Below are 22,346 nucleotides of genomic sequence, written 5' to 3'. Positions count from 1 at the left end.
TGGGCAACAGAAACCGTATCCGCCCGTCAGCCATCAGCCCTGCGTCTGTGCAGCTGACGGCAAGACCACCCTGACGATTGCACCACCGCCCGGGACGTTCTCCGCCCATACCCGCCCCCCGTGGGCGCTGACTACGGCCCGCACGATGGCGAGCCCGATCCCCGACCCGCCGTTGTCCCGGTCCCGGGCCGTATCGACCCGGTAGAAGCGTTCGAAGACATGCGGGAGGTGCTGCGCCGGGATGCCGGGACCGGTGTCGGTCACCGCCAGCTCCACACCTCTGGCGCCGCTGACCACCTGTACCGTGACGGTCCCGCCCTCGGGTGTGTGCCGTAGCGCGTTGTCCAGGAGGTTGCCGAGCACCTGCCCCATCCGCTGCGGGTCGACGTCGACCTGCGGGGAAGGGGGAAGATCGCTGCGCAGCGTCACGCCCTTACCAGCGAAGCGGGGCCGCACCGCGGCCACGGCGTCCCGGACCAGGTCCGCCGGGGCCGTCTGTACCGGGTGCAGGTCGAGCTGATGTGTCTCGGCGCGGGAGACCGCGGCGATGTCGTCGGCGAGGCGGTGCAGCCGCGCGGTCTGGGCCCGTAGCACCGATTGAAGGTCCTCGTCGTCAACGGCGACGCCGTCCTCAGCCGCTTCGAGGTAGGCCTCGATGGTGGCCAGCGGGGTGCGCAGCTCGTGACCGAGGTCGGCGAGCAGCCGTCGCCGGGTCGTTTCGACGGTCTCCAGGCCTTCCGCCATGGTGTTGAACGAGTCGGTCAGGGTCTTGAGCTCGTTGCCGAGGCCGGGGTCGGCCATGCGGACGTCGTAGTGTCCGTCGGCGAGGCTGGCCGAGGCGTGCGCGAAGTGAGTGATCGGGCTGGCGATCCGCCGTGTCGCGTACGCGCTGGCCACCAGCGCCGCGACCAGCGCGGCGAGGAGACCGACACCGAGCGCGAGCGCGTTCGCCGAGGCGTACGCCCGCTCGACGTGCCAGCGTGCCTCGGCGCTGACCTCCCCGCCGACCTGCCCGAGGTGCTCGTGGAAGATCCGTGGTCCCACCGCACCGGCGACCAGCGCCAGGGTCAGCCCGCCGACGGCGAGCGCGAGCACCTGCGCGGCGAAGAGCCGTACGGCGAGGCTGACGCGCCAGGAGTTCACGACTGCGGTCCCATCCGGTAGCCGATGCCCCGGACGGTGAGGATGAACCGGGGGTGGGCGGGGGCGTCGCCGAGCTTGCGTCGCAGATGGCCGATGTGCACGTCGACCAGGTGCTCGTCGCCCACCCACCCCTCCCCCCACACTGCGGTGATCAGCTCAGCGCGGCTCAGCGCGACATTCGGTCGGCCGGACAGAACCGCCAGCAGATCGAACTCGGTGCGGGTGAGCGGCACGGGCACCTCGTCGAGGCGGGCTTCGCGGGCTGGCACGTCCACCGCCAGCGGACCGAACCGACGCGGTGCCGTCTCCGGCCGCTCGCGGGGCTGGCGTGGGCGACGCCGCATCGCTGCGACCCGGGCGACGAGTTCTCTAGGGCTGAACGGCTTGGTGAGGTAGTCGTCCGCTCCAACACCGAGCCCGGTCAGCTTGTCGGCCTCCTCGGTGCGGGCGGTCAGCATGACGATGTAGCAGTCGCTGAACGACCGCAACCGCCGGCACACCTCCACACCGTCGAGGCCGGGCAGCATCAGGTCCAGGACGACGACGTCGGGCTCGTCCTCCCGGGCGGCATCGAGCGCCGCCGGGCCGTCAAAGACGCAGCGCACCTGATAGTCGTCGCGCTCGAGATAGCTCGCCACGACCTTGGCGAGGCTCCGTTCGTCGTCGACGACCAGCACCCGTCCACTCATGTCCTGATCCCTCGGGCCGTGTTTCTCACTCCGACGCGTACCGATCAGTCCAGGTAGCACCGCCGTCGGTGCTGGCTGCGATCCGGTCACCGGCGAGCGCGGCGAAGAGGGTACCGTCCTGCACAGCGAAACTGTGCGGCTCAGCCGGCGCCGCGCCGCGCCGCTGCCACTGCCCCCCGCCGTCGGACGACGACCAGACCGCTCCGTCCGGGGCGACCGCCCACACGCCGGTGTGGTCCCAGGTCAGCAGGCCGACAGCAGGAGCCTCCGGCACCGGCTGCCAGCTTCGGCCGCCGTCGGTGGAGCGCTGCAGGCCGTCGCGTCCGACGGCGAGGACTGTCCCGTCGTCGGTCGGGCTGACCGCGAACGCGCCGATTGTCGTACGGGAACGGTGCTCCCAGTCTCGCTGGTCGCCGCTGACCATGAACTCGCCGTCGACCGAGTTGTAGCCGTAGACCGAGCCGTGGGCGACCTGGAGCCCGTGGAAGTCCGCCGTACCGGATAGCGACTTCTCCCGCCAGGTCACGCCGCCGTCGGTTGACTCGATCAGGCCCACGTTGGCCGGGCCGTGCGCGGAGTGGCCCGAGGCCAGGTAGTGCCCGGGGCCGACCACGGTGAAGCCCATCAGGTCCAGGTAGTCCTTTGACACGCGTACGGCGCTCCGCGGACCGTCGACGCGGAACAGCCCGACGTGCGTGGCGACATGCAGGGCGCCGCTACCCGGGTCGACTGCGATCCCGTGGACGTGCCCGAACCCCTGGTGTCCGGCACCACCGGTGGTGTCACCGTTCGAAGACCCCTGACTGCGCAGGGCGAACACCACCACGGCGGTGAGCGTGGCCAGCACGGCCAGCGCCGCGATGATGATCGTCCACGTCGGTGCGGCCAGCGCACCGCGACCCGGCGACTTTGGCGCGGATCCGGACCTGCTGCGTGGTCGCATCGGCTGCGACGTCCTGCTCATCGGCTACATTCACTTCCTCGTCCTTGACTGACCCGGTGCAGGGTGGCCCCCGGTGCGGGATCAGGGTGACCTCTCGTCCCCATCAACCATGGCCCGAAGCCAGCGGAAAGACCCCTTCGGGGCCATGAAGATTCTCTGAAGAAGCGGCCCGATCCCTACTCGCCGGGCCGGCGGTCGATGACGCTGATGGCGCACACGAAGGAGCCTCCATGCCATCGCTGCTCACCCGCCGGCACGTGATCGCCGGGATCGCCGGGGCTGCCGGTCTCGCCGGGACCGCCGGAGTCGTCGCCGTCGCCGCCAACCGCAACACTCCGAAACTGGTCGACCCCCACGCCGAGGCCATCCACCGCGCCGAAATGGCCCGGCAACGCCCCGGCGCCGCCACCGTCCGCGCGACCCTCACCCCCCGCCCGGTGACCCTGGATCTTGGCGGCGTGATGGTCGACACCTGGGGGTACACCGAGGACGCCCCCGCTCCGCTGATCAGGGCCAAGGCCGGTGACCGGCTCCGCGTCGACGTGGTCAACGAGTTGCCTGTGGACACCAGCGTGCACTGGCACGGCATCGCGCTGCGCAACGACATGGACGGCGTCCCCGGGGTCACCCAGGACCCGATCGGCGCGGGCGGGCGGTTCACCTACGATTTCACCGCGCCCCACCCGGGAACCTACTTCTACCACCCGCACTCCGGGGTGCAACTCGACCGAGCGCTCCACGGCGTCTTGATCGTGGATGACCCGAACGACGCGGGCCGCTACGACCAGGAGTGGATCGTCGTCCTGGACGACTGGGTCGACGGCACTGGGCGCACCCCGGACGACGTGCTGGCCGCGCTCGGCGACGGCACCGACGGGATGCACGGCGGGCACGACATGCCCGGCATGGACCGCGGCGCCGGGATGCCGATGGATGGCGGCAGCATGGAGACTATGACCTCGCCGTTGCTCGGCGGCGCGGGCGACGTCGACTACCCGCACTACCTGATCAACGGTCGGGTGCCGGCCACCCCCGTCACGCTCACCGCCCGGCCCCGCCAGCGGGTACGCATCCGGCTGGTCAACGCCGCCTCCGACACCGCCTTCCGGGTGGCGCTGGGCGAGCACCAGCTTACCGTTACGCACAGTGATGGATTTCCGGTCGTTCCGGACGTCACGGACGCACTGGTCGTCGGCATGGGTGAGCGGGTTGACGTCGAGGTCGTCGTCGCCGACGGGGTGTTCCCCCTGGTCGCGGTCGCCGAGGGCAAGACGGGCCAGGCGCTTGCCGTGGTCCGGACCGGAGGCGGCAGGGCACCGTCGGCCGAGGTACGCGCAACCGAACTCGACCGCCGCGTCATTCTCACCAACCAGCTGCGGGCCGCGGACAACGTGCGGTTGCCCCAGCGCAAGCCGGACCGGACCCATGATCTGGTCCTCGGCGGCGGCATGGAGCCCTACCGCTGGACCATCAACGGCAAGACCTTCACCGACGCCGAGCCGCTCCTGGCCGGGGAGGGCGAGCGGGTACGGCTACGAATGATCAACCAAACGATGATGTTCCACCCCATGCACGTGCACGGGCACACCTTCGCCCTCGGCGACGGCGGCGCCCGCAAGGACACTGTCATCGTGACCCCGCACCAGACTGTCACCGTCGACCTCGACGCGGACAACCCCGGACAGTGGATGACCCACTGCCACAACATCTACCACGCCGAGACCGGCATGATGATCAATCTGGCCTACCAGCTGTGAGCTGCCCGGACACGTGACTGGGCCGGACCACCCGCGCCTCTGGTTTCCCGCTCTCCGCGCGAGGCCGCTCCCCGGCTACCGGCCGGGGCGGCCTCGGTGTCCCGACCGCACGGGTCTGCCGTTGCGCCGGGGGCCGGCCTGCCGGCCGGTAGCCGGCGGGCGCGGCGAGCGGCTTCGTGCGGGGAGGTTCCAGAAGGACCGCTCGTACAGGGCGATCCCGGCGCAGACCGAAACGTTCAGCGACTCCGCGTCCGGATTGAGAGGGATCGACACGGTGCTGCTGGCGATGCTCTCGAACGACTGCGATGTGCCCGTCTTCTCCGCACCGAGCAGGAGGGCGAGCGGCTCGTCGGCGTCGCGCAGATCGCTGACCGCCAGATCGCCGTCTGTGTCGAAGGCGATCAGCGGGACTCTGCTGTGCCGGAAGTGGTCGATCGCCTCGGCCCGGGACGCGAGCACGATCGGCAGCGAGAAGACGTAGCCTCGGCTGGCCCGGACCAGGCGTCGGTCAGCGACGGTGGCCAGATCGCTGTCCACGAGCACGATGCCGGCGGCGCCGAGCGCGAAGGAGGTGCGCACGATGGCGCCGATGTTGCCGACGATCTTCACGCCGTCCAGGACGATGATGTCACCGGTGGTGCGGGACAGATCGTTGAAGCTCCACGGTCTCGGCGTGCGTGCCACCCCGAACACCTTGGGCTTCTTGTCGACCTTGAACAGGCTGCTCATGATCGGGACCGCCACCAGGCGAACGGGAATGTTCCGCTGCCGGCACGCGGCGAGCACCTCATCGGGGAAGGGACTGCTCTCGACTCCGTAGACCTCGACGAAGTCCAACCCCGCGCGGATGCACTCCACGAGCGGCTCGGCATCCTCGATGAGTACGGTGCGGACGGCGGATCGCGAATGCTTGACGACGTCGCTGATCCGCTGTACGGCCGGATCCGACCGTTCGGTGATGACATCGAGGCTTACCACGGGCGCGACCCTAGCACAAGCCCCTCTCGCTTCCCGCTGGAGTGCTGCCCGGCCACGTCCACCCGGTCGCGCGCGGCGGTTCGGTGCCCCCGGCCCACGCGACGGTGGTCAGGCGCGACTGAGCCGGCCCAGGACCCAGGGTTGACGAACGCCTCATCCCGCCCGGAGCCGTCGGCGGCCAGGTTCGTCCGGCCGCGGGTGATCTCCAGGTGACTCGAGCCGGCGGAACCAGTCGTCGATCGAGCGCCGGTACCCGTCGGGCATGGGCAGGTCCGCGAGCTCGTCGGCGGCGAACAGGCGACCTTCTTTGTGTTCGGAGCTCACTGTGATCGGTGAGTCGTCGTCGGTGAGGCAGCCGTAGGTCACGATCAGCACGTTGACGCCGTCGCGGATGTGGTACTGCCAGGAGTCGAGGATCGGGCCGACCCGTACCGTCCAGCCCGTCTCCTCGCTGATCTCTCGGCCGACGCAGGCGGCCGGGTCCTCGCCGAGTTCGAGCTTGCCGCCGGGTAGTTCCCATTCTTCCCGCTCGTTGCGGAGCAGTAGAACCCGGCCGTCGCGGACGCAGACGCCTTTGATGGACACCGGGAAGGTGCCCGGTCGATACATGTGAGCGTCCTTCCGTGCTCGGCTGTCGGGGCGAGAGGGCGTCGCCCGGAAGCGCCACCAGCACATCCACTGTATCGATGGCGGTAGTGCCATGCCGGGGCCTGGCCGAACGCTACCGAAGGGGCCTCGCCAGGGGCACAGGATGGCCGGATGGCCCGGCGGGCGCCGAGCCATCCTCGTGGGGGTTGTCGTGGGCTCGCGGGATCAGGTGATGCCGCGGAAGAAGGTGCGGATGTCGTTCGCCAGTAGTTTGGTGGCATCCATCGCGGGGAAGTGGCCGCCTTCGGTGAACTCGCTCCAGTGGCTGATCGCCTGCCCCGGGTCCATCGCGCGGCGTACGAGGGGGTGGGTGTTGAACACGGCCCAGCCGGTCGGTACCTGGGTGGCCATGACCAGGTCGAGGCCGGAGTGTTCGGCCTCGTAGTAGAACTGTGCGCTGGACGCGCCGCCGCGGGTGAACCAGTAGAGGCTGATGTTGGTGAGGAGTTGGTCGCGGTCGACCGACTCGTCCGGGGTCCGCCAGGCGCCGTCGGTTTTGGTCTTGAACTTTTCGGCGATCCACGCGAGCTGACCGACCGGTGAGTCGGTGAGGGCTGCGCCGATGGTGTCGGGGCGGTGGTTGTGCATCAGGAGGTATCCGCGTTCGGCCGAGGCCTCGGTGCGTACCGCTTCGATCTGGGCGATTTCGTCCGTGGAGAGGCCGTCGGGGTAGGGGAATTTGTCGCCGACCAATCCGAGCAGGAAGGGGTCGAGGCCGAGGTGCGTACCGATGACCCGCTCCGGGTATTCGGCGGCGAGGCGGCCGGTGGTGCCCGAACCGATGTCGGTGCCGTGGGCGGCGAACCTCTCGTAGCCGAGCCGCGTCATGATCTCGGCGTAGGCGGCCGCGGTTCGCGCCAACTCCCAGCCGGTCCCGGACAGCGGGGTGGAGAAGCCGAAGCCGGGCAGCGACGGGATGATCACGTGGAACTCGTCGGTCAGCAGCGGGATGAGGTGCTGGTACTCGACGAACGAGCCGGGCCAGCCATGGTTCAGCATCAGCGGGGTGGCCTGCGGGTTCGTCGATCGAACGTGGACGATGTGGAACGTCTGGCCGTTGACGACCGTGGTGACCTGTTCGTACTCGTTGAGTTTCGCCTCCTGCGCCCGCCAGTCGAAACCGTCGTGCCAGTACTCGACGAGTTCCTTCAGGTACACCATCGGGATGCCGCGGCTGAAGTCGGTGCGGTCGTCGCGGCCGGGCACCGGGTTGGGCCAGCGGGTGTGGGCCAGCCGGTTACGCAGGTCGTCGAGGTCGGCCGGTGGGATGTTGATGCGGAACGGGTTGAGCGCGTTGTTCTCGTGCATGGCACCGACGGTCTCAGGCGATGCGGCAGGATAGCTTCCGCGATCGCTGAGAGAGTGAGGAAAGGTGTTGCAGACCTCCGCCGGCGTCAGCCGAGCTGGCGGTCGATGTCGGCCAGTTCCTCGGCGGTCAGCTCAAGGTTGTCCAGCGTGGCGAGGTTGGCCTCGAGTTGGGAGACGCTGCTGGCGCCGATGATCAGACTGGTCATTCGGGGGTCGCGCAGGGCCCAGGCGAGTGCGAGCTGCGCGAGGGACTGGTGGCGGCGTTGGGCGATGGCGGCGAGGCCGCGGATGGTGACCAGCCGTTCCGGGCGCACGTCCCGCTCGGAGAGGTGGACGCTGGTGCGGACCCGGGAGTCGGCCGGGATGCCGTCGAGGTAGCGGTCGGTGAGCAGGCCCTGGGCCAGGGGGCTGAAGGAGATGCAACCCGCGCCGACCTCCGCTAGCGTGTCGAGCAGGCCGTCCTCCTCGGTCCAGCGGTTCAGCATCGAGTACGACGGCTGGTTGATCAGTAGCGGGGTGCCCAGGTCGCGCAGGATCGCCGCGGCCCGCCGGGTCTGTTCGGCGGTGTGGTTGGAGATGCCGACGTAGAGCGCCTTGCCGGCCCGGACTATGGCGTCCAGGGCGCCCATCGTCTCTTCCAGCGGGGTGTCCGGGTCAAACCGGTGGCTGTAGAAGATGTCGACGTAGTCCAGCCCCAGGCGGCGGAGCGACTGGTCCAGCGAGGCGACGAGGTATTTGCGGGATCCCCACTCGCCGTATGGGCCGGGCCACATCAGATAGCCGGCTTTGCTGGAGATGACCAGTTCATCCCGGTGCGGCTTCAGGTCCGTGGCGAGCATCCGGCCGAAGTTCTCCTCGGCGGCGCCCGGCGGCGGGCCGTAGTTGTTGGCGAGGTCGAAGTGGGTGACCCCGAGGTCGAAGGCCCGGCGGACAATGTCCCGCTGCCGTTCGAAGGGGCGGTCGGGCCCGAAGTTGTGCCACAGGCCGAGCGAGATCGCCGGTAGGCGGAGCCCACTGGCCCCGCTGCGTCGGTAGGTCATCTGGTCATAGCGGGTGTCGGCGGCCTGGTAGGTCACGATCAGGAGGGTAGCCGTTGACCGGTCAGGCCAGTTCGCGGGCGTAGCAGACGGAGAGTGATTCGTCCTGGTACGGGCCGAAGTTGGCGATGCGGTGGTAGCCCTCACGTTCGTAGAAGCGGATCGCGTCGGGCTGGGCGGGGCCGGTCTCCAACAGCAGGGTCCGTACGCCGGCGGTGCGGGCGGCAGCCTCCAGGGCCTGCAGGATGGCGGTCGCCACGCCGGTGCCGCGGGCGCTCGGCTCGACGTACATCCGTTTGATCTCGGCGGATTCGGTGGAGAGGAAGCGGAGACCACCGCAGCCGAGCGCGGCGCCCAGGTGGTCGCGGGCGACGAGGAAGACGGGGACGCTGTCGGCGGTGGGCGGGGCACCCGGCTCGTGGTCGTCGCTGCGGTAGCGCGCGTCCAACTCGGCGCGTTGCGCGGCGCGCAGTCGGGTGCTGTCGGTGGACTCCCACGGTTCGGGGTGGACGGAGATCACATGTCCTCCTTGGTTCGTGCCGGTCGCACCCCGGTGGGGAGACCGCTCGTAACAAGCGTTACCGTAACGTACGTTACGACAGGGGAGGCCGGCGCGGTGGGCGCGGGCCTGCCGGATGGAGCCGGACCGGGGAGGGTGGATGGCCAGCCGACGTGACCGGGTTGACCAACGGCAACGCCTGTCGGCGGCCACCTGGTCAGTGCTCGCCGAACGCGGCCTGCCCGGTCTCACCCTGCGTGCCGTCGCGGAGCGGGCCGGCTGCACCACCGGGATGGTGCTGCACACCTTCGCCGACAAGCAGGCCCTGCTGGTGCACGCGCGCGAGCTGCTTCACCAGCGCACCGGCCAGCGGGCCGACGCCATGCAGGCCGCCGCCGAAACACCTGGCACGGCGCTGCGCGCCGTGCTGCTCCAGGCCGCCGCCCCGACCACGGAGCGTCAGGAGGAGGCGCGGGTATGGGTGGGTTTCCTGGCCGCCGCGTTGGCCGACCCGGTCCTGGCCGAGCTGCACCGCGGCTACAACCGCCAGTTCGTTGATCGGGTTCGGGGACTGGTCGCCGCGGTCCGGCCCGACTGGCCCGCGGCGGACTGCTCGTCCACCGCCATCGGGCTGGTGGCCCTGGTCGAGGGGCTGAACACGCTGACCGCCATCGACCCGACCACCTACTCCGGGGCAGCGCAGCGCGTCGCCCTCGACGATGCGCTCGCCCGGCTTGGCCCGGCTGCCGCTGGCCACCCATCCGGGTGAACACCCCACCGGAACGCGACGCGGACCGGCGCGTCGCGGGTTTGACTGGCAGGCGTGGACAGCGCAGGGCTGGGGCGGGCCTACGACGAGCTGCTCGCAGAGTTGACCGCGGGCGGCTTCGGCCCGGCGCCGCCGGGGCGGCTCGGCGCCGAACAGATCGTGGCCCATCTCGTCGCGAACGACGAGCTGATGACCGAGGCGACCGAGGCGGTCCTCGCCGGCTCGCCGTACGCCTACTACGACCTGGAGACGATGCACCGGCCCCAGGTCGATGCGCTGGTCGCCGAGTTCGGTGACCTCGACGCGTTGGACGCCCGGCTGCGCGCCACCAGTAGCCGGCTGGTGGCCCTGGTCGACCGGCTCGGCCCGGCGGCCGGTACCCCGGTCGACACCCACCTGCGAGAGGGCTACGACCTCGTCGTGGACGGCCCACTGCCCTGGGGGCGGGTGCTGGACCTGCACGCCCGGGTCCACCTTCCCAAACACCGGGCGCAGCTCAGAATGCTCCGGGTGGCCGAGTAACCGGTCAGCCGAACCGCCACTGCTGGTTGGGGGCGTCAACGCAGGTGATCTGCCGGATTTCGGTGCCGGCGTCGAGCCGGCCGCCGTCCGGGTACGCGCACCGGCCGCTGTGCAGCGCCGCGATCAGCACCTGTCCGCCGGCGCTGGGTACGAGCTGCCACTGCTGGTTGGCCTCGCCGTGGCAGGGATACTGCTGCAGCCGTGCCCCGTCGGCGGCGTTGGAGCCCTCCACGTCGAGGCACATGTTCGAGGCCTGGTTGACCAGGCTCACCAGGCCCGACCCGACGGCGTTGGGCAGCCACCGCTGCCGGGGGTCGTCGCCACGGCAGTCGAGGAGCCTCGCGGGCGCCTTCGCGCCGTCTCCGTCAATGCCCAGACACCGGCCCGAGGCCACCTGGCGAAACGCTGTCGGGCCGGTGGGGATGGCCGGCGGGGAGCTGGCTCCCGCGGTGGTCGGAGTGGCCGTCGGGGAGCTGACTGTCACGGTGGGTGGGGCGGGCGGCTCCTGCCCCACCGGGGTCGATTCGCCGGTGGACGGCGTCGCGGCCACCGCCGGGACGCCTGGCGTGCCGTCACCCCCCGCGCCGCCGAGGACGAAGAAGCCCCCGAGTAGGAGGCCGGCCGCGCCGATGAACACCGCCACCCACGTCAGCGGATCGCGGGGCAGCCGAGGTCGGGGGGCGCCGGGCCGGCGGTAGATGGTGCCGGCCGGGTCGGGGTGTTGGGTGGAGGCGGACATACCGGCATCCTGGCCCACCAGCGGGGCCACGGCTAGCCTCCCCGGCCGCATCGCCGCTCAGTCGATGACTTGGACGTCACCCGAGAACGCGATCCGGTCGCGGACCATCCCCGCCTTCGGTCCCGGTTCCGGGTAGTACCAGACCGCGTCCGGGCTGATCTGGCCGTCGTGTTCTAACGTGTAGTAGGACGCGGTTCCCTTCCACGGGCAGACCGACTGCGTGTTGGACCCACGGATCAGGTCGTCGCGCAGCGTCGAGCGCGGGAAGTAGTGATTTCCCTCGACCAGTACGGTGTCGTTGCTCTCCGCGATCACCAGGTCGTTCCAAACGGCCTTCGGCATGACCCTACGCTAGGCCGCCGTCCGTTGGTCAGGTGGACATTTTCGTCATCGGCCACCATGGACGTCCAGTGCGGTGGCCCGGTTGGGCGTAAAGTGATCTGATGAATGCCGTGCGTGATCATGATCAGGCAGTGGTCCAGCTCCGGCGCTCGTATGCGGCGGTGCGGCCGGGACAGCCGGTTCGGCTCGCCAAGCGCACATCCAACCTGTTCCGCCCGCGCGCGGCCCCACGCGCACCGGGCCTTGATGTCAGTGGCCTCGGCGGTGTCCTCCACGTTGACCCGGTGGCCCGCACCGCCGACGTGCAGGGCATGTGCACGTACGAGGACCTGGTGGAGGCGACCCTGCCGCACGGGCTGATGCCGCTGGTGGTGCCGCAGTTGCGCACCATCACCCTCGGTGGGGCGGTGACCGGCCTGGGGATCGAGTCCACGTCGTTCCGCAACGGGCTGCCGCACGAGTCGGTGACCGAGTTGGACGTGCTCACCGGGGCCGGGGAGGTCATCACCGCCCGACCGGAGGGAGAGCACGCCGACCTGTTCGCCGCCTTCCCCAACTCGTTGGGCAGCCTCGGCTACGCGACCCGACTGCGGATCGAGCTGCAACCGATCGGCCGGCGGGTCGTGTTGCACAATGTGCGGTTCAACCGGCTGGAGGAGCTCGCCGAGGCGATCGGCGAGGTCATCGTCACCCGTTCGTGGGCCGGCGCGGTGGTGGACGCGATGGACGGGGTGATGTTCAGCCCGGATGAGGCGTACCTGGTGCTCGCCACCTTCACCGACGACGCCGGGCCGGTCAGCGACTACACCGGTCAGGAGATCTACTACCGGTCGCTGCAGCAACGCACCCAGGATGCGCTGACCGGGCACGACTACCTGTGGCGCTGGGACACCGACTGGTTCTGGTGCTCCGCGGCGTTCGGGGCGCAGCACCCGGTGCTGCGCCGGGTCTGGCCGGCACGCTGGCGGCGTAGCGACTTCTACCACCGGCTGGTCCGGTTGGAGCACCAGCATCAGGTGGCCGCGCGGATCGACCGGTGGCGCGGCCAGCCGGCGCGGGAACGGGTGGTGCAGGACGTGGAGATCCCGCTGGGGCGTACCGCCGAGTTCCTGCGCTGGTTCGCCGGCGCGGTGCGAATGACCCCGGTCTGGCTCTGCCCGTTGCGGCTGCGGGAACCGACCGGGCCGGGATCGGCCCGGTCCTGGCCGCTGTATCCGCTGCGGCCCGGGCAGGACTACGTGAACATTGGGTTCTGGGGAAGCGTGCCGATCGCCGGGGGTGCCGCCGACGGCGACATGAACCGGGTGATCGAACGCAGGGTGTCGGAGCTGGGCGGGCACAAGTCGCTCTACTCCGACGCGTACTACGACCGGGAGGTGTTTGACCGGCTTTACGGCGGCGACACCTGGCGGGCGGTCAAGGACCGCTACGACCCGGCCCACCGGCTAACCGGACTGTACGAGAAGGCGGTAGCACGAGCATGAGTCTGATTGATCGACAGCAGGAGTCGGCGGGCGTCTCCGCGGCCGCGCCGAAGACGGCCGGCATTCGGGGGCGAACCCTGGCCGACGTCATTCGAGCCCTGACCACCGAGCCCCTGCCAGTACGGATCACCGGGTACGACGGCAGTTCCGTCGGCCCGGCCGACGCCGGCATCACCCTCGCCATCCGTTCCCCGCGTGGCCTGTCCTACCTGTTGACCGCCCCGGGCGACCTGGGGATGGCGCGGGCGTACGTCAGCGGCGACCTCGGCCTGTCCGGGGTGCATCCGGGTGATCCGTACGAGGCGCTGCGGGTCCTCAAGGACGAGGTGCGGTTGCGGATCCCGCCGGTGCCCGAGGCCCTGGCCCTGGTCCGGGGCCTGGGCTGGGAGCGGCTGCTGCCGCCGCCACCGCCACCGCAGGAGGCGGTGCCCCGGTGGAAGCGGGTGTTGGGCGGGCTGCGCCACTCCCGGATCCGGGACAGCAGCGCCATCTCACACCACTACGACGTGTCGAACGCCTTCTACGAGAAGGTGCTCGGGGAGTCGATGACGTACACCTGCGCGTTGTTCCGCTCGCCGCAGGACTCGTTGGAGACAGCGCAGGCGGCCAAGTACGACCTGGTGGCGCAGAAGCTCGCGGTCAAATCCGGGATGCGGCTGCTGGATGTGGGCTGCGGGTGGGGCGGCATGGTCCGGCACGTGGCCCGCGAGTACGGCGTCCAGGCGCTCGGGGTGACCCTCTCCAGCGCGCAGGCCGAGTGGGCGCAGGCCGCGATCGAGCGGGAGGGGCTGACCGGGCTGGCCGAGGTGCGGTACCTCGACTACCGGGACACGCCACCGGAGCAGTTCGACGTGGTCTCCTCGATCGGATTGACCGAACATATCGGGGTACGCAACTATCCGGAATACTTCGGCTCGCTCCGGGACCGGCTGCGGCCCGACGGCCGGCTGCTCAACCACTGCATCACCCGCGCCGACAACCGTGCGCCGCACCGCTCCGGCGCGTTCATCGACCGGTACGTCTTTCCGGACGGCGAGTTGGCCGGGCCGGGCCGGGTGCTCTCCGAGATCCACGATGTGGGCTTGGAGGTGCAGCACGAGGAGAACCTGCGCCGCCACTACGCGCTGACGCTCGCGGCCTGGTGCCGCAACCTCGTGGCAAACTGGGACTTCTGCGTCGGCGAGGTGGGCACGGGAACTGCTCGGGTGTGGGGTCTGTACATGGCCGGATCCCGATTGTCGTTCGAGCGCAACGGCATCCAGCTCCACCAGGTGCTGGCGACGCGGACCAGCGCCGCGGGGGTGACGAGCTACCCGCTGCGGCCGGACTGGCTGCCCTGACTCCGGTGCTGCCGGCGGTCGCCGAAAGGTGACCGCCGGCAGCCTCCCCGTACCCGTCCGGCGCGCTACCGGGCCTGATGGCTGCCTGGACCGCGGCACTAGCCTGGAGCAGCTCGAACGGAACGGGGGAGTTGTGCAGAACCGACGCGTCGTGGTGCTGGTCGCCGTCCTGGTGTCAACCTTCGCGCTGCCGCTATCGCTGACCGGTGCCGCGGTGGCGCTGCCGGAGATCGGACGGGATCTCGACGCCGACCTGGCTGGGGTGCAGTGGGTGGTCAACGGCTACAACGCCACCTTCGCCAGCTTCATGCTCGCCACGGGGGCCCTGGCCGACCTGTTCGGTCGGCGGCGGGTCTTCACCATCGGGCTTGGGGTCTTCGCCGGGGCGGGGTTGCTGGCGAGCGTCGCCGGCGACGTCCTCCTCCTGAATGTGCTGCGCGGGCTCGCCGGTGTTGGTGCGGCTGCCGCCGCGACCAGCGCGGGGGCGTTGCTGGCCAACACCTTCGTGGGGCGGGCCCGAACGCGCGCGTTCAGCGTCTTCGGGATGGCCATCGGCGCTGGCCTCGCCTTCGGCCCGACGATCGCGGGACTGCTGATCGACTTTCTGGGGTGGCGGGCGGTGTTCGCCGTACCCGCGTTGGTGGCGGTGGCGGTGCTGCTGCTGGTTCCGTGGCTGCCGGAGTCGCGTCAACCGCACGCGGGCCGGCTCGACTGGGGCGGGACCATCTCCTTCACCGCCGCGCTGCTGCTGTTGATCTTTGGCTTCGTGCAGGGGCCGGCGTACGGCTGGGGAGACCCGCGGATCGTGGCCGCCTTCGCGGCGGCGGTGGCGCTGCTCGTGGTCTTCGTCCGGGTGGAGCGGTCCCACCCTGAGCCGATGTTCGACCTGACCCTCTTGGCCAGTCCGCGCTTCGTCGGCATCTGCCTGGCGGCGGCCACCGTCGTCGCGGTCCTGGTGCCGCTGCTGGTGTATCTGCCGTCGTACCTCACCACGGTGGTCGGGCTGACGCCCAGCTCCGCCGGCCTGACCCTGGTGCTGCTCACCGCGCCGACGGTGGTGTTGCCGCTGCTCGCCGGCGCGCTGACCCGCTGGGTGCCGGCGTCGGCGGTTATCGTCGCCGCTGTCCTGACGGTCGCGTCGGGGGCGGCGTGGGCGACGGTGATCACCCCGACCAGCGGCGCGGCCGACCTGGCCGGCCCACTGCTCGCTATCGGTACCGGCATCGGGTTGTCCGTCGGGCTGCTCGACGCGCTCGCCATCGGTAGCGTCCCGCCGCAACGGGCCGGCACCGGCGCCGGGATGATCAACACTGCTCGGCTGGCGAGCGAGACCGTTGCCATCGCGGTCGTCGGGGCGGTGCTGGCGACCACCACTGCGGGCCAACTCGCTGATCCCGGCTTCACCAGCGGGCTGCGGACCGTGCTCTGGGTGATGGCCGGGTTGGCGGCGCTTGCCGCGCTGACCGTCGCGGTGCTGGTCCGCCGCGACTCGCGTCAACGCGGTCAGCCGGGCTTGGGCGAGGAGGCGGGGCGCGGGCTCCGACAGTCGTAGGCTGGGCTGGTGGGATTCTCGCCAGCCCAGGACCGTCGAGGACCGGCGGGTGGGATCTCACCAGTGGATCACGAGTGCGGGAGGTCCGGCAGGTGCTCATCGTCGCCGGAAGCATGTACGTCGACCCGGAGGATCGAGAGAGCTACCTCGCCGGGTGCCTTGAGGTCGTGACGGCTGCCCGGGCGGCGTCCGGCTGTCTCGACTTCACGATCAGCGGGGACCTGGTCGAGCCCGGCCGGGTCAACGTCTACGAGCGTTGGGAGACCGAGGAGCAGCTGCTGACCTTTCGCGGTGCCGGCCCGACCGAGGAACAGCAGGTGGCGATTCGGGACGCGAAGGTCTTCCGATACGAGATCTCTGGCGTCGAGACGCCCTGACGTGGCAGGTCCGCCTATCGTCTGAATCACTCCGTCGATCGGACATATTGCTCGCCGTAAGCCGTCCCCCACTGGGTTACCCCAGAGTTGTGCCGGGTGACACCCCCGATTGGTGGCCTACGCGGCGGAGGGGTCGGCGTGGCGATGACTGGCTCGACGGGTTCGACGTGGCGGTACCGGTGGGCGTACCGGCAGAACGAACGGCGACAGCGGGTGTTCCGCGAGGCCGACGGGGCGTGGCGGCGGCGGGACGAGGAGCTGCGGCGCCTGCGGACCCTCGCCGAGGAGTTCGGTGGCTCGGCCGAAGCGGGTTCCGGTCTTCCGATCGAGCTCGACCCGGGAGAGACGGTCTGCTGGGTGCTGCCGGCCGCCCAGTTGGTCGAGGTCCGGCGGGCAGCGGTGCTCCCCGCGCCCGAGCTCACGGTTGCCCTGCGACCCCGTCCGCTACGCCGGCGGCGTCCGGATGGCATCCGGATCACCGACACCGGCATCGCCGTGATCACCAACCGTCGACTGGTCCTGCTCGGTGGACGCGGCCGGCGCGACTGGGCCTACGGCAAGATGATCGGTCTGGCCCACGACCTCCGCGCGCCGGTGACGCTGATCCAGGTACTTGATCGGCGGCGCGCCTCCGGCCTGCTACTGCCGGCGGAGGCGGTCGCCGACTTCCGGTTCAAGCTGAGCGTGGCCTTCGCGGACGCGATCGAGCAGCGGGAGGCGGTGCTCGCCCAACTCGATGAGGCCCTCGCCGAGCACGCCCGGCGCAAGCCGCTTCGCCCCGCCGTCCGCACGCCCGCGCAGGCGCGGCTCACCGGGTTCGTCCGCGGTGGTGCGCGGGCGGTGGCGGTCGCCGCCGGGATCACCCTGCTGGTCCCGGCGGCGTTGATCCTCGCTGCCCCGTCTGCCCCGCCCGATTCGATTCGGACGGAGGTGGCGGCGGCCACCGCGGCCACCTCCGCGACCTCTGCCGCGGCCACCAGGGCGGCGGCCGCCATGGCGGGGTCGCCAGCACCGACGCCGATCGCGGCACCGAGCCTGTGCGGCGCCCCGACCAACCCGCTGGGGTACGGCTTCTGCGCTGGGGACCCGGTCCGGCAGCCAGCCGCCGAGGTGTGTGACTGGTTCGACTGCGTGCCCGGATTCTGGGCCGGCAGCGGGTATCTGGTGCAGTGTGGGAACAGCTCCGTCAGTCTCGCTGGCGGCAGCCCGCGCGCCTGTGGCCAGCACGGCGGAGTCCAGCGCGCCTTCCGTGCACCGGGCCCGCAGCCAGGGTGAGCGCGCTTTGAGGCCTGATCGGTTACCTGCCGAGGTGGTCTTGCCGTCCAGTAGGGAAGGCCGTATCCAACCAGGATGTGAAACGTTGTTCTGTGCGTGACGGCGACCTCAACCCGCCACGTGCGTGGGCCCCGACCGTCCTGGCGTTCCCGCTGGGCCGACCAGGAGAACGACCGCCGACGGCGTTTTCACGCTACCGAGGCTGATGCCTGGCGTCGCCGCGCCGACGAGCTGAGCCGGCTGCGGGTCGAGGTCGGCCTGCTTGGATCGGGCCCGCCGAGGGAGGCGCCGATGCAACTGGTTCCCGGTGAGGTGGTCCACCGCGTGTTCCCGGTCGTGGAGCTGGTCGAGGCCGTTACCGGGAACGTCGGCCGACTACCCGTGCCCGGGCTGGCGATGGAGCTGGCCGGCACCGACGAGCTACCGCGTCCGCTGCCGCCGGGGATCCGGGCGGTGGAGGTTGGCACCGGCGTGGTGACCGACCGGCGGGTGGTCTTCCTCGGCCGGCACCGACAACGGGACTGGTGGTTTGCGGAGCTGGTCGCGCCGGCCCACCATCGCCGGTCGCCGCTGACCCTGCTGCCCACCGTCAACGGGTCCTCGGTGGCCGGACTGCTGGTGTCGCGTCCGGTGACCCTGACCTTCCGGTTTTACCTCACCCTCGCCTTCGCCGACGGCCTCGGCAACCGGGACGCGGTCGCTGCCTGCCTGGATGAGCTGGTCGCCAGGCACCAGCGCGCCCGGCCAACGGCGCCCCCGGTCGCCCGGCCGGAGCAGGCCCCGGTGCGGGCCCGGCTGAATAATCGTCAGTGCGTCGGCGCCGTTGCGGCGGTCGCCGCCTCGGTGGTGGCTGCTATCGTCGTCACCGCTGGCGTGACGTTGCCGCCGGCCGCGCCGACGGCGGGGCTTGACCGGTCCCATCCCAGCGACGCGTCCGGCCCAACCAGCCCCGCACCGAGCAGCCGCCCGGTGCCCCCCGCGTCGCCGCAGCCCGATCCACCCACTGTGGTGCCGCCGCCCGCGGGGGTGGTCCCGACCGCCGTCGAGGCGTTGTCCGCGCCGAACTCCGTTGATCCACCGGCCCCGGCACCGGACCGCTCCGCGCCGCAGCACCGCGCTGAGCGGCAGCACCGCTCCGAGCCGCAGCACCGCGCTGAGCGGCCGCACCGCGCTGGGGACGGGCGGGACGCCAGCTGCGGGTGGCACTGCGGCCCGAAACGCTCGCACGGCCGGTCTTCGTCGGCCGGTCCGGACGGTCGTTCCAGCCGGTGGGAGCCCGGTCGCACCGGGTGGAACGCGACGGGAGACCGGGGCGACGGACGCCCGGACCGGGCGAAGAATCTGTCGTAGCCCGCTGGCAGGGTCCGAGCATGCTGTTGACTTCGCTGGCCGAAACTGATCGGGCTTCCCTGGCCGAATCCGACCGCCCCACACTGGCCGAGTTCGACCCGGCGTTGCTGACTGACATCGACCGGGCGTTCCGGGCCTCCTGGTCGGCCGAGACCTGCGACCCGGTTGATCTGCCCTGGGCGGCGACGAACCCGGCCCGTGGGCAGTGCGGCGTGACGGCGCTCGTGCTGCATGAGCTGATCGGCGGCGAGTTGCTGTGCGCGGTGGTGCTGCGGCGGGATGGGTCCCAGCAGGGCATGCACCTGTGGAATCGTCTCCCCGGCGGGGTGGAGGTCGACCTGACCCGGGAGCAGTTCACGGTGGACGAGATCGTGCAGGAGCCGGCCGTGCTGCCGCTGGGGCCACTACGCCGCTGCGTCCAGCAGTACGCGCTACTCCGGCACCGGGTGCGCGGCATGCTCGGCCTACCAACCGACGGGGTGGGTTACCCCTGACCCGGCGGTTGGTAGGTGACCGGCGTCTGCGCCGCTTCGTCGATCTCCTCTGGCGTGATCATCGGGATGACCTCGGCTCGCACTCCCCCCGTCGCCTGGGCGGCGATGCCGAGCGCGGCGGTGGTCATGTTGTCCGGCACCTCGCAGGAGACGAAGAGGTCGTGTTTGCCGATCGCGAAGTACAACGCCTCCACCCGTCCGCCAGCGTTCTCGATCAGCGCCCGGACCACCTCTGCCCGCGCCGTTCCACCCTGCTCACGTAGCCCCGCCATTCCCTGGGCGGTATAGGTCGCCTGGAAGAGATATTTCGCCACGCCCGTACCACCTTCCCGGGCACCCGTGGCCCGGGAAGGTGGTACCCGCTCGCCACCCGGATACGCCTCGGCCAGCTGGCTGTTCGCGGACCGGGTGGCGGAGGGCCGCGGAACTCACGGCCGGGTCCGCGGTCCCGGGCAACCATGGGTGCGAGTCGTCGTACGCCGGGTGGGTCACCGCTGTGCGGATGGCTGCTGTACGCCGTATCGGAGTAGGACGGTGTCGAAGTTGTCGAAGGTGCGTACGCCGAGGCGTCGGAGCGAGACCGGGTGTTCGAACAGCGGGGTGCCGCCGGCGAGGGCGGCTGGGCCGAGGAGTACGTGGACTTCGTCGATCAGGCCGTGCTGTAGGAGTCCGTTCCAGGTGGTCCGGCTGCCCCAGGTGACGATCTCCCTGCCGTCCTGTTCCTTGAGCTTGGCGATCTCGGTGGGGGCGTCGGCGCGGCTGATGATGCGGGTGTTGTCGGCCCAGGGGTGGTCGGCCGGCGGCGGGGAGGCGTGGTCGGAGACGACCACCTTGTCGACCACGTTGTAGATCTTGGAGAATTCGCGGTCGGCCTCGAAGGCGGAGTTGTCGTCGGCAACACCGGGCCAGTAGCTGGAGAAAATCGTGTAGGAGTTCGCACCGAGCAGTACGGTGTCGGCCGCCTGGAGCCGTTCGAGGTTGTAGGTGCCGAAACAGTTCTCCATCGGCACTGTCACGCCGTTTCCGGGGCCGTCGTAGAAGCCGTCCATCGACGCGGCACTGACCACGATGAGTTTTCGCATTCCGTTTCCTCTCGGTGCTCGTTCTGCGGTGGCCGGGAGGGAGGAGCGCAGCTGGGCCCTCACCCTCCGCTCGGTCGTCCTGGTTTCGTGGGTGGGACGGAGCGGGGGCGGCGATTTCGACATCGCCACCCGGGGCGGCCACGCCGTGACGAGGAACACCTTCCGGCGGGCTTCGGGGAGCGTCAAATTCGACGGCGGGCTGTCGGTGGGGAGGTCTAGTCTTCCTGCGGTTCCGTTCCTTCCTGCGGTTCCGCTTTTTCCTGGCCACCCGCTGCCGATGGCGGGCGCCGTGGCGTGCCTGCACCGCCTTCCTTCGGTCAATCCGACATTAGGAGAATTCGTGACACAACAATCGGTCGCGTCCCCTCAGCCGGGCGCGACATCGGACAAGCTTGACGCCGCGGTGCTCAAGGTGGCGGGCGTGGTCGTGCTCGGCGCGATCATGGCGATCCTCGACGTGACGGTGGTCAGCGTCGCGCTACCGACCTTCCAGAGTGAGTTTGACGCGTCCTACGCCCGGGTCGCGTGGACGATGACCGGCTATACCCTCGCCCTGGCCACGGTGATTCCGCTGAGCGGGTGGGCGGCCAACCGGTTCGGCACCAAACGCCTCTACATGATCGCCCTGGCCCTGTTCACCATCGGATCCGGTCTCTGCGCCACCGCCGACACGATCAGCGAGCTGATCGCGTACCGGGTGCTGCAGGGCCTCGGCGGCGGCATGCTGATGCCGATCGGCATGACGATCATGACCCGGGCGGCGGGACCGCACCGAATCGGCCGGTTGATGGCCGTCCTGGGTATCCCGATGCTGCTCGGTCCGATCGGTGGGCCGATCCTCGGCGGTTGGCTGATCGACGTGGCCAGCTGGCACTGGATCTTCCTGATCAACCTGCCGATCGGGCTACTCGCCCTGGTCTACGCGCAGCTGGCCCTGCCGAAGGACGCTCCGGAGCCGTCCGAGTCGTTCGACTTCCTCGGCATGCTGATGCTCTCCCCGGGGCTGGCGCTCTTCCTCTATGGCGTCTCCACGCTGCCCGAGGTGGGCACCTTCGCCGACTCCGAGGTGTGGGTGCCGATGTTGATCGGCGCCGCGTTGGTGGTCTCCTTCGTCTGCTACTCGTTCAAGCCCCGGCACCCGCTCCTCGACCTGCGGCTGTTCCGGAACCGTCGGCTGGCTGTGGCGTCGGTGACGATGTTCGTGTTCATTGTCGCGTTCATGGGCGCCGGTCTGCTCTTCCCGAGCTACTTCCTGCAGGTTCGCGGGGAGTCGACCCTGCACGCTGGCCTCCTCATCGCGCCGCAGGGCATCGGTGCGATGGTGACGATGCCGATCGCCGGGACGCTCGCCGACCGTGTGCCGGTGGGGCGAACGGTGCCGTTCGCGCTGGTGCTGATCGCCGCCGGGTTCTTCACCTTCACGCAGGTTGGCCCAGAGACCTCGTACCTGTTGATCTGTGGCTCGTTGTTCGTCATGGGCCTGGGCATGGGCGGCACGATGATGCCGATCATGACCTCCGCGCTGCGGACGCTGACCGGGCCGGAGGTAGCCCGCGGCTCCACCCTGTTGAACATCATCCAGCAGATCGGTGGTTCGGTCGGCGCGGCGGTGATGTCGGTGATCCTCACCAACGAGCTGAACGGATCCCGGCCGATCCCCGGTCTGGCCGGTCCGAACGGTGAGCCGGTCACCGAGGCGGGCCTGGCGATCGCCGCCCAGCGGCAGCCGGAACTGGCCCAGCAGGTCCCCGACCCGACGCTCATCGAGCGTGGCCTCGCCTTCGCCGCCGACTCCTTCGCCACCACGTTCTGGGTGGCCTTCGTGCTGGTGCTGCTCACCTTCGTCCCGGCCGCGTTCCTGCCTCGGAGGCGGGAACGGTCGCGGTCCCACGACGACCAGCCGGGCAGCCAGTCGGGCGAGCCGAGCACGCCGGTGGTTGTCCACTGAACTCCGGTGTCGGGGTCGCCGCGGCGACCCCGACACCAGGGCATCGCCCGGGTCCACCCGGCGCCTGGGG

24 protein-coding genes are annotated in these 22,346 nt (G+C 70.4%); 12 read left to right on the top strand and 12 right to left on the bottom strand.

What is annotated here, in order from left to right; translation table 11 throughout:
• Positions 1-33 precede the first annotated feature (33 nt).
• Genes SALPAC3_RS0109245 through SALPAC3_RS0109235 form a run of 3 tightly spaced genes read right to left on the bottom strand, consistent with a single transcriptional unit; the run spans position 34 to position 2,679 of the window.
• A complete protein-coding gene (locus tag SALPAC3_RS0109245) occupies positions 34-1,143 on the bottom strand; it encodes a HAMP domain-containing sensor histidine kinase (RefSeq protein WP_018220957.1) in 1,110 nt (369 codons plus the stop codon).
• A complete protein-coding gene (locus SALPAC3_RS0109240) occupies positions 1,140-1,832 on the bottom strand; it encodes a response regulator transcription factor (protein ID WP_018220956.1) in 693 nt (230 codons plus the stop codon). Before SALPAC3_RS0109240 ends, SALPAC3_RS0109245 begins: the two co-directional genes overlap by 4 nt.
• A gap of 25 nt (positions 1,833-1,857) precedes the next feature.
• Entirely contained in the window at positions 1,858-2,679 is an 822-nt protein-coding gene (locus SALPAC3_RS0109235; protein ID WP_018220955.1) for a F510_1955 family glycosylhydrolase, read from the bottom strand.
• Here SALPAC3_RS0109235 and SALPAC3_RS28675 point away from each other — a divergent pair.
• Both SALPAC3_RS28675 and SALPAC3_RS0109230 read left to right on the top strand, forming a co-directional pair.
• Positions 2,669-2,827, top strand: coding sequence for a hypothetical protein (locus SALPAC3_RS28675; RefSeq protein WP_232430483.1), 159 nt, complete (start codon positions 2,669-2,671; stop codon positions 2,825-2,827). The genes SALPAC3_RS0109235 and SALPAC3_RS28675 overlap by 11 nt on opposite strands.
• A gap of 178 nt (positions 2,828-3,005) precedes the next feature.
• Positions 3,006-4,532 (top strand): multicopper oxidase family protein, encoded by a 1,527-nt coding sequence (locus SALPAC3_RS0109230; RefSeq protein WP_018220953.1) that lies wholly within the window; start codon positions 3,006-3,008, stop codon positions 4,530-4,532.
• A 75-nt stretch (positions 4,533-4,607) separates the two neighbouring features.
• Here the strand turns inward: SALPAC3_RS0109230 and nshR are convergent, their stop codons facing one another.
• From nshR to SALPAC3_RS0109205, 5 genes are all read right to left on the bottom strand, one after another.
• Positions 4,608-5,510, bottom strand: coding sequence for an NshR/TsnR family 23S rRNA methyltransferase (gene nshR / locus SALPAC3_RS0109225; RefSeq protein WP_018220952.1), 903 nt, complete (start codon positions 5,508-5,510; stop codon positions 4,608-4,610).
• A 153-nt stretch (positions 5,511-5,663) separates the two neighbouring features.
• Positions 5,664-6,119 carry an NUDIX hydrolase gene (locus SALPAC3_RS25575; protein ID WP_018220951.1) on the bottom strand — a complete coding sequence of 152 codons (456 nt, stop codon included), beginning with the start codon at positions 6,117-6,119 and terminating at the stop codon, positions 5,664-5,666.
• Between the two features lie 204 nt (positions 6,120-6,323).
• The gene (locus SALPAC3_RS0109215) at positions 6,324-7,466 is read right to left on the bottom strand and encodes an epoxide hydrolase family protein (RefSeq protein WP_018220950.1); all 1,143 of its coding nucleotides are present in this window, start codon (positions 7,464-7,466) and stop codon (positions 6,324-6,326) included.
• 86 nt (positions 7,467-7,552) lie between these two features.
• Positions 7,553-8,548 carry an L-glyceraldehyde 3-phosphate reductase gene (gene mgrA / locus SALPAC3_RS0109210; RefSeq protein WP_026185381.1) on the bottom strand — a complete coding sequence of 332 codons (996 nt, stop codon included), beginning with the start codon at positions 8,546-8,548 and terminating at the stop codon, positions 7,553-7,555.
• 19 nt (positions 8,549-8,567) lie between these two features.
• Positions 8,568-9,023 (bottom strand): GNAT family N-acetyltransferase, encoded by a 456-nt coding sequence (locus SALPAC3_RS0109205; protein WP_018220948.1) that lies wholly within the window; start codon positions 9,021-9,023, stop codon positions 8,568-8,570.
• Positions 9,024-9,162: 139 nt separating this feature from the next.
• Here SALPAC3_RS0109205 and SALPAC3_RS0109200 point away from each other — a divergent pair, with 139 nt between their 5' ends.
• Together SALPAC3_RS0109200 and SALPAC3_RS0109195 are read left to right on the top strand one after the other, a co-directional pair.
• The gene (locus SALPAC3_RS0109200; protein WP_018220947.1) at positions 9,163-9,771 is read left to right on the top strand and encodes a TetR/AcrR family transcriptional regulator; all 609 of its coding nucleotides are present in this window, start codon (positions 9,163-9,165) and stop codon (positions 9,769-9,771) included.
• 54 nt (positions 9,772-9,825) lie between these two features.
• Complete coding sequence (locus SALPAC3_RS0109195) at positions 9,826-10,293, top strand: hypothetical protein (protein WP_018220946.1); 468 nt, start codon at positions 9,826-9,828, stop codon at positions 10,291-10,293.
• Positions 10,294-10,297: 4 nt separating this feature from the next.
• On the opposite strand, the gene SALPAC3_RS0109190 is transcribed toward SALPAC3_RS0109195, so the two are convergent.
• Complete coding sequence (locus SALPAC3_RS0109190) at positions 10,298-11,032, bottom strand: RICIN domain-containing protein (RefSeq protein WP_018220945.1); 735 nt, start codon at positions 11,030-11,032, stop codon at positions 10,298-10,300.
• A gap of 57 nt (positions 11,033-11,089) precedes the next feature.
• Positions 11,090-11,374 carry a DUF427 domain-containing protein gene (locus tag SALPAC3_RS0109185; RefSeq protein ID WP_018220944.1) on the bottom strand — a complete coding sequence of 95 codons (285 nt, stop codon included), beginning with the start codon at positions 11,372-11,374 and terminating at the stop codon, positions 11,090-11,092.
• A 101-nt stretch (positions 11,375-11,475) separates the two neighbouring features.
• On the opposite strand from SALPAC3_RS0109185, the gene SALPAC3_RS0109180 reads away from it, so the two are divergent.
• The 7 genes from SALPAC3_RS0109180 (at position 11,476) to SALPAC3_RS0109150 (ending at position 19,246) form a co-directional block, all read left to right on the top strand.
• Positions 11,476-12,858, top strand: coding sequence for an FAD-binding oxidoreductase (locus SALPAC3_RS0109180; protein WP_026185380.1), 1,383 nt, complete (start codon positions 11,476-11,478; stop codon positions 12,856-12,858).
• Positions 12,855-14,198, top strand: a complete 1,344-nt coding sequence (locus tag SALPAC3_RS0109175) for a class I SAM-dependent methyltransferase (protein WP_018220942.1) — start codon at positions 12,855-12,857, stop codon at positions 14,196-14,198. Before SALPAC3_RS0109180 ends, SALPAC3_RS0109175 begins: the two co-directional genes overlap by 4 nt.
• Before the next feature lie 133 nt (positions 14,199-14,331).
• Positions 14,332-15,750 carry an MFS transporter gene (locus SALPAC3_RS0109170; protein ID WP_018220941.1) on the top strand — a complete coding sequence of 473 codons (1,419 nt, stop codon included), beginning with the start codon at positions 14,332-14,334 and terminating at the stop codon, positions 15,748-15,750.
• Positions 15,751-15,824: 74 nt separating this feature from the next.
• Positions 15,825-16,127, top strand: coding sequence for a putative quinol monooxygenase (locus SALPAC3_RS0109165; protein ID WP_018220940.1), 303 nt, complete (start codon positions 15,825-15,827; stop codon positions 16,125-16,127).
• A gap of 144 nt (positions 16,128-16,271) precedes the next feature.
• Positions 16,272-17,402, top strand: coding sequence for a hypothetical protein (locus tag SALPAC3_RS0109160; RefSeq protein ID WP_033774835.1), 1,131 nt, complete (start codon positions 16,272-16,274; stop codon positions 17,400-17,402).
• A gap of 96 nt (positions 17,403-17,498) precedes the next feature.
• Positions 17,499-18,752 carry a hypothetical protein gene (locus SALPAC3_RS0109155; protein WP_232430482.1) on the top strand — a complete coding sequence of 418 codons (1,254 nt, stop codon included), beginning with the start codon at positions 17,499-17,501 and terminating at the stop codon, positions 18,750-18,752.
• A 20-nt stretch (positions 18,753-18,772) separates the two neighbouring features.
• Positions 18,773-19,246 (top strand): YunG family protein, encoded by a 474-nt coding sequence (locus SALPAC3_RS0109150; protein WP_018220937.1) that lies wholly within the window; start codon positions 18,773-18,775, stop codon positions 19,244-19,246.
• Here SALPAC3_RS0109150 and SALPAC3_RS0109145 read toward each other — a convergent pair.
• Positions 19,237-19,560 carry a GYD domain-containing protein gene (locus tag SALPAC3_RS0109145; protein WP_018220936.1) on the bottom strand — a complete coding sequence of 108 codons (324 nt, stop codon included), beginning with the start codon at positions 19,558-19,560 and terminating at the stop codon, positions 19,237-19,239. The genes SALPAC3_RS0109150 and SALPAC3_RS0109145 overlap by 10 nt on opposite strands.
• 174 nt (positions 19,561-19,734) lie before the next feature.
• Positions 19,735-20,328 (bottom strand): dihydrofolate reductase family protein, encoded by a 594-nt coding sequence (locus SALPAC3_RS0109140; RefSeq protein ID WP_018220935.1) that lies wholly within the window; start codon positions 20,326-20,328, stop codon positions 19,735-19,737.
• Between the two features lie 340 nt (positions 20,329-20,668).
• Between SALPAC3_RS0109140 and SALPAC3_RS0109135 the strand changes: the two genes are divergently transcribed.
• Positions 20,669-22,276, top strand: a complete 1,608-nt coding sequence (locus SALPAC3_RS0109135; protein ID WP_026185379.1) for a DHA2 family efflux MFS transporter permease subunit — start codon at positions 20,669-20,671, stop codon at positions 22,274-22,276.
• Positions 22,277-22,346 lie beyond the last annotated feature (70 nt).

The sequence above is a fragment of the Salinispora pacifica DSM 45544 genome (genome assembly GCF_000378845.1).
In the GTDB taxonomy this organism is placed as follows: Bacteria; Actinomycetota; Actinomycetes; order Mycobacteriales; family Micromonosporaceae; genus Micromonospora; species Micromonospora pacifica.
Note: the sequence above shows the minus strand (reverse complement) of the source record. Positions and strands in the feature narration are given on the sequence as shown.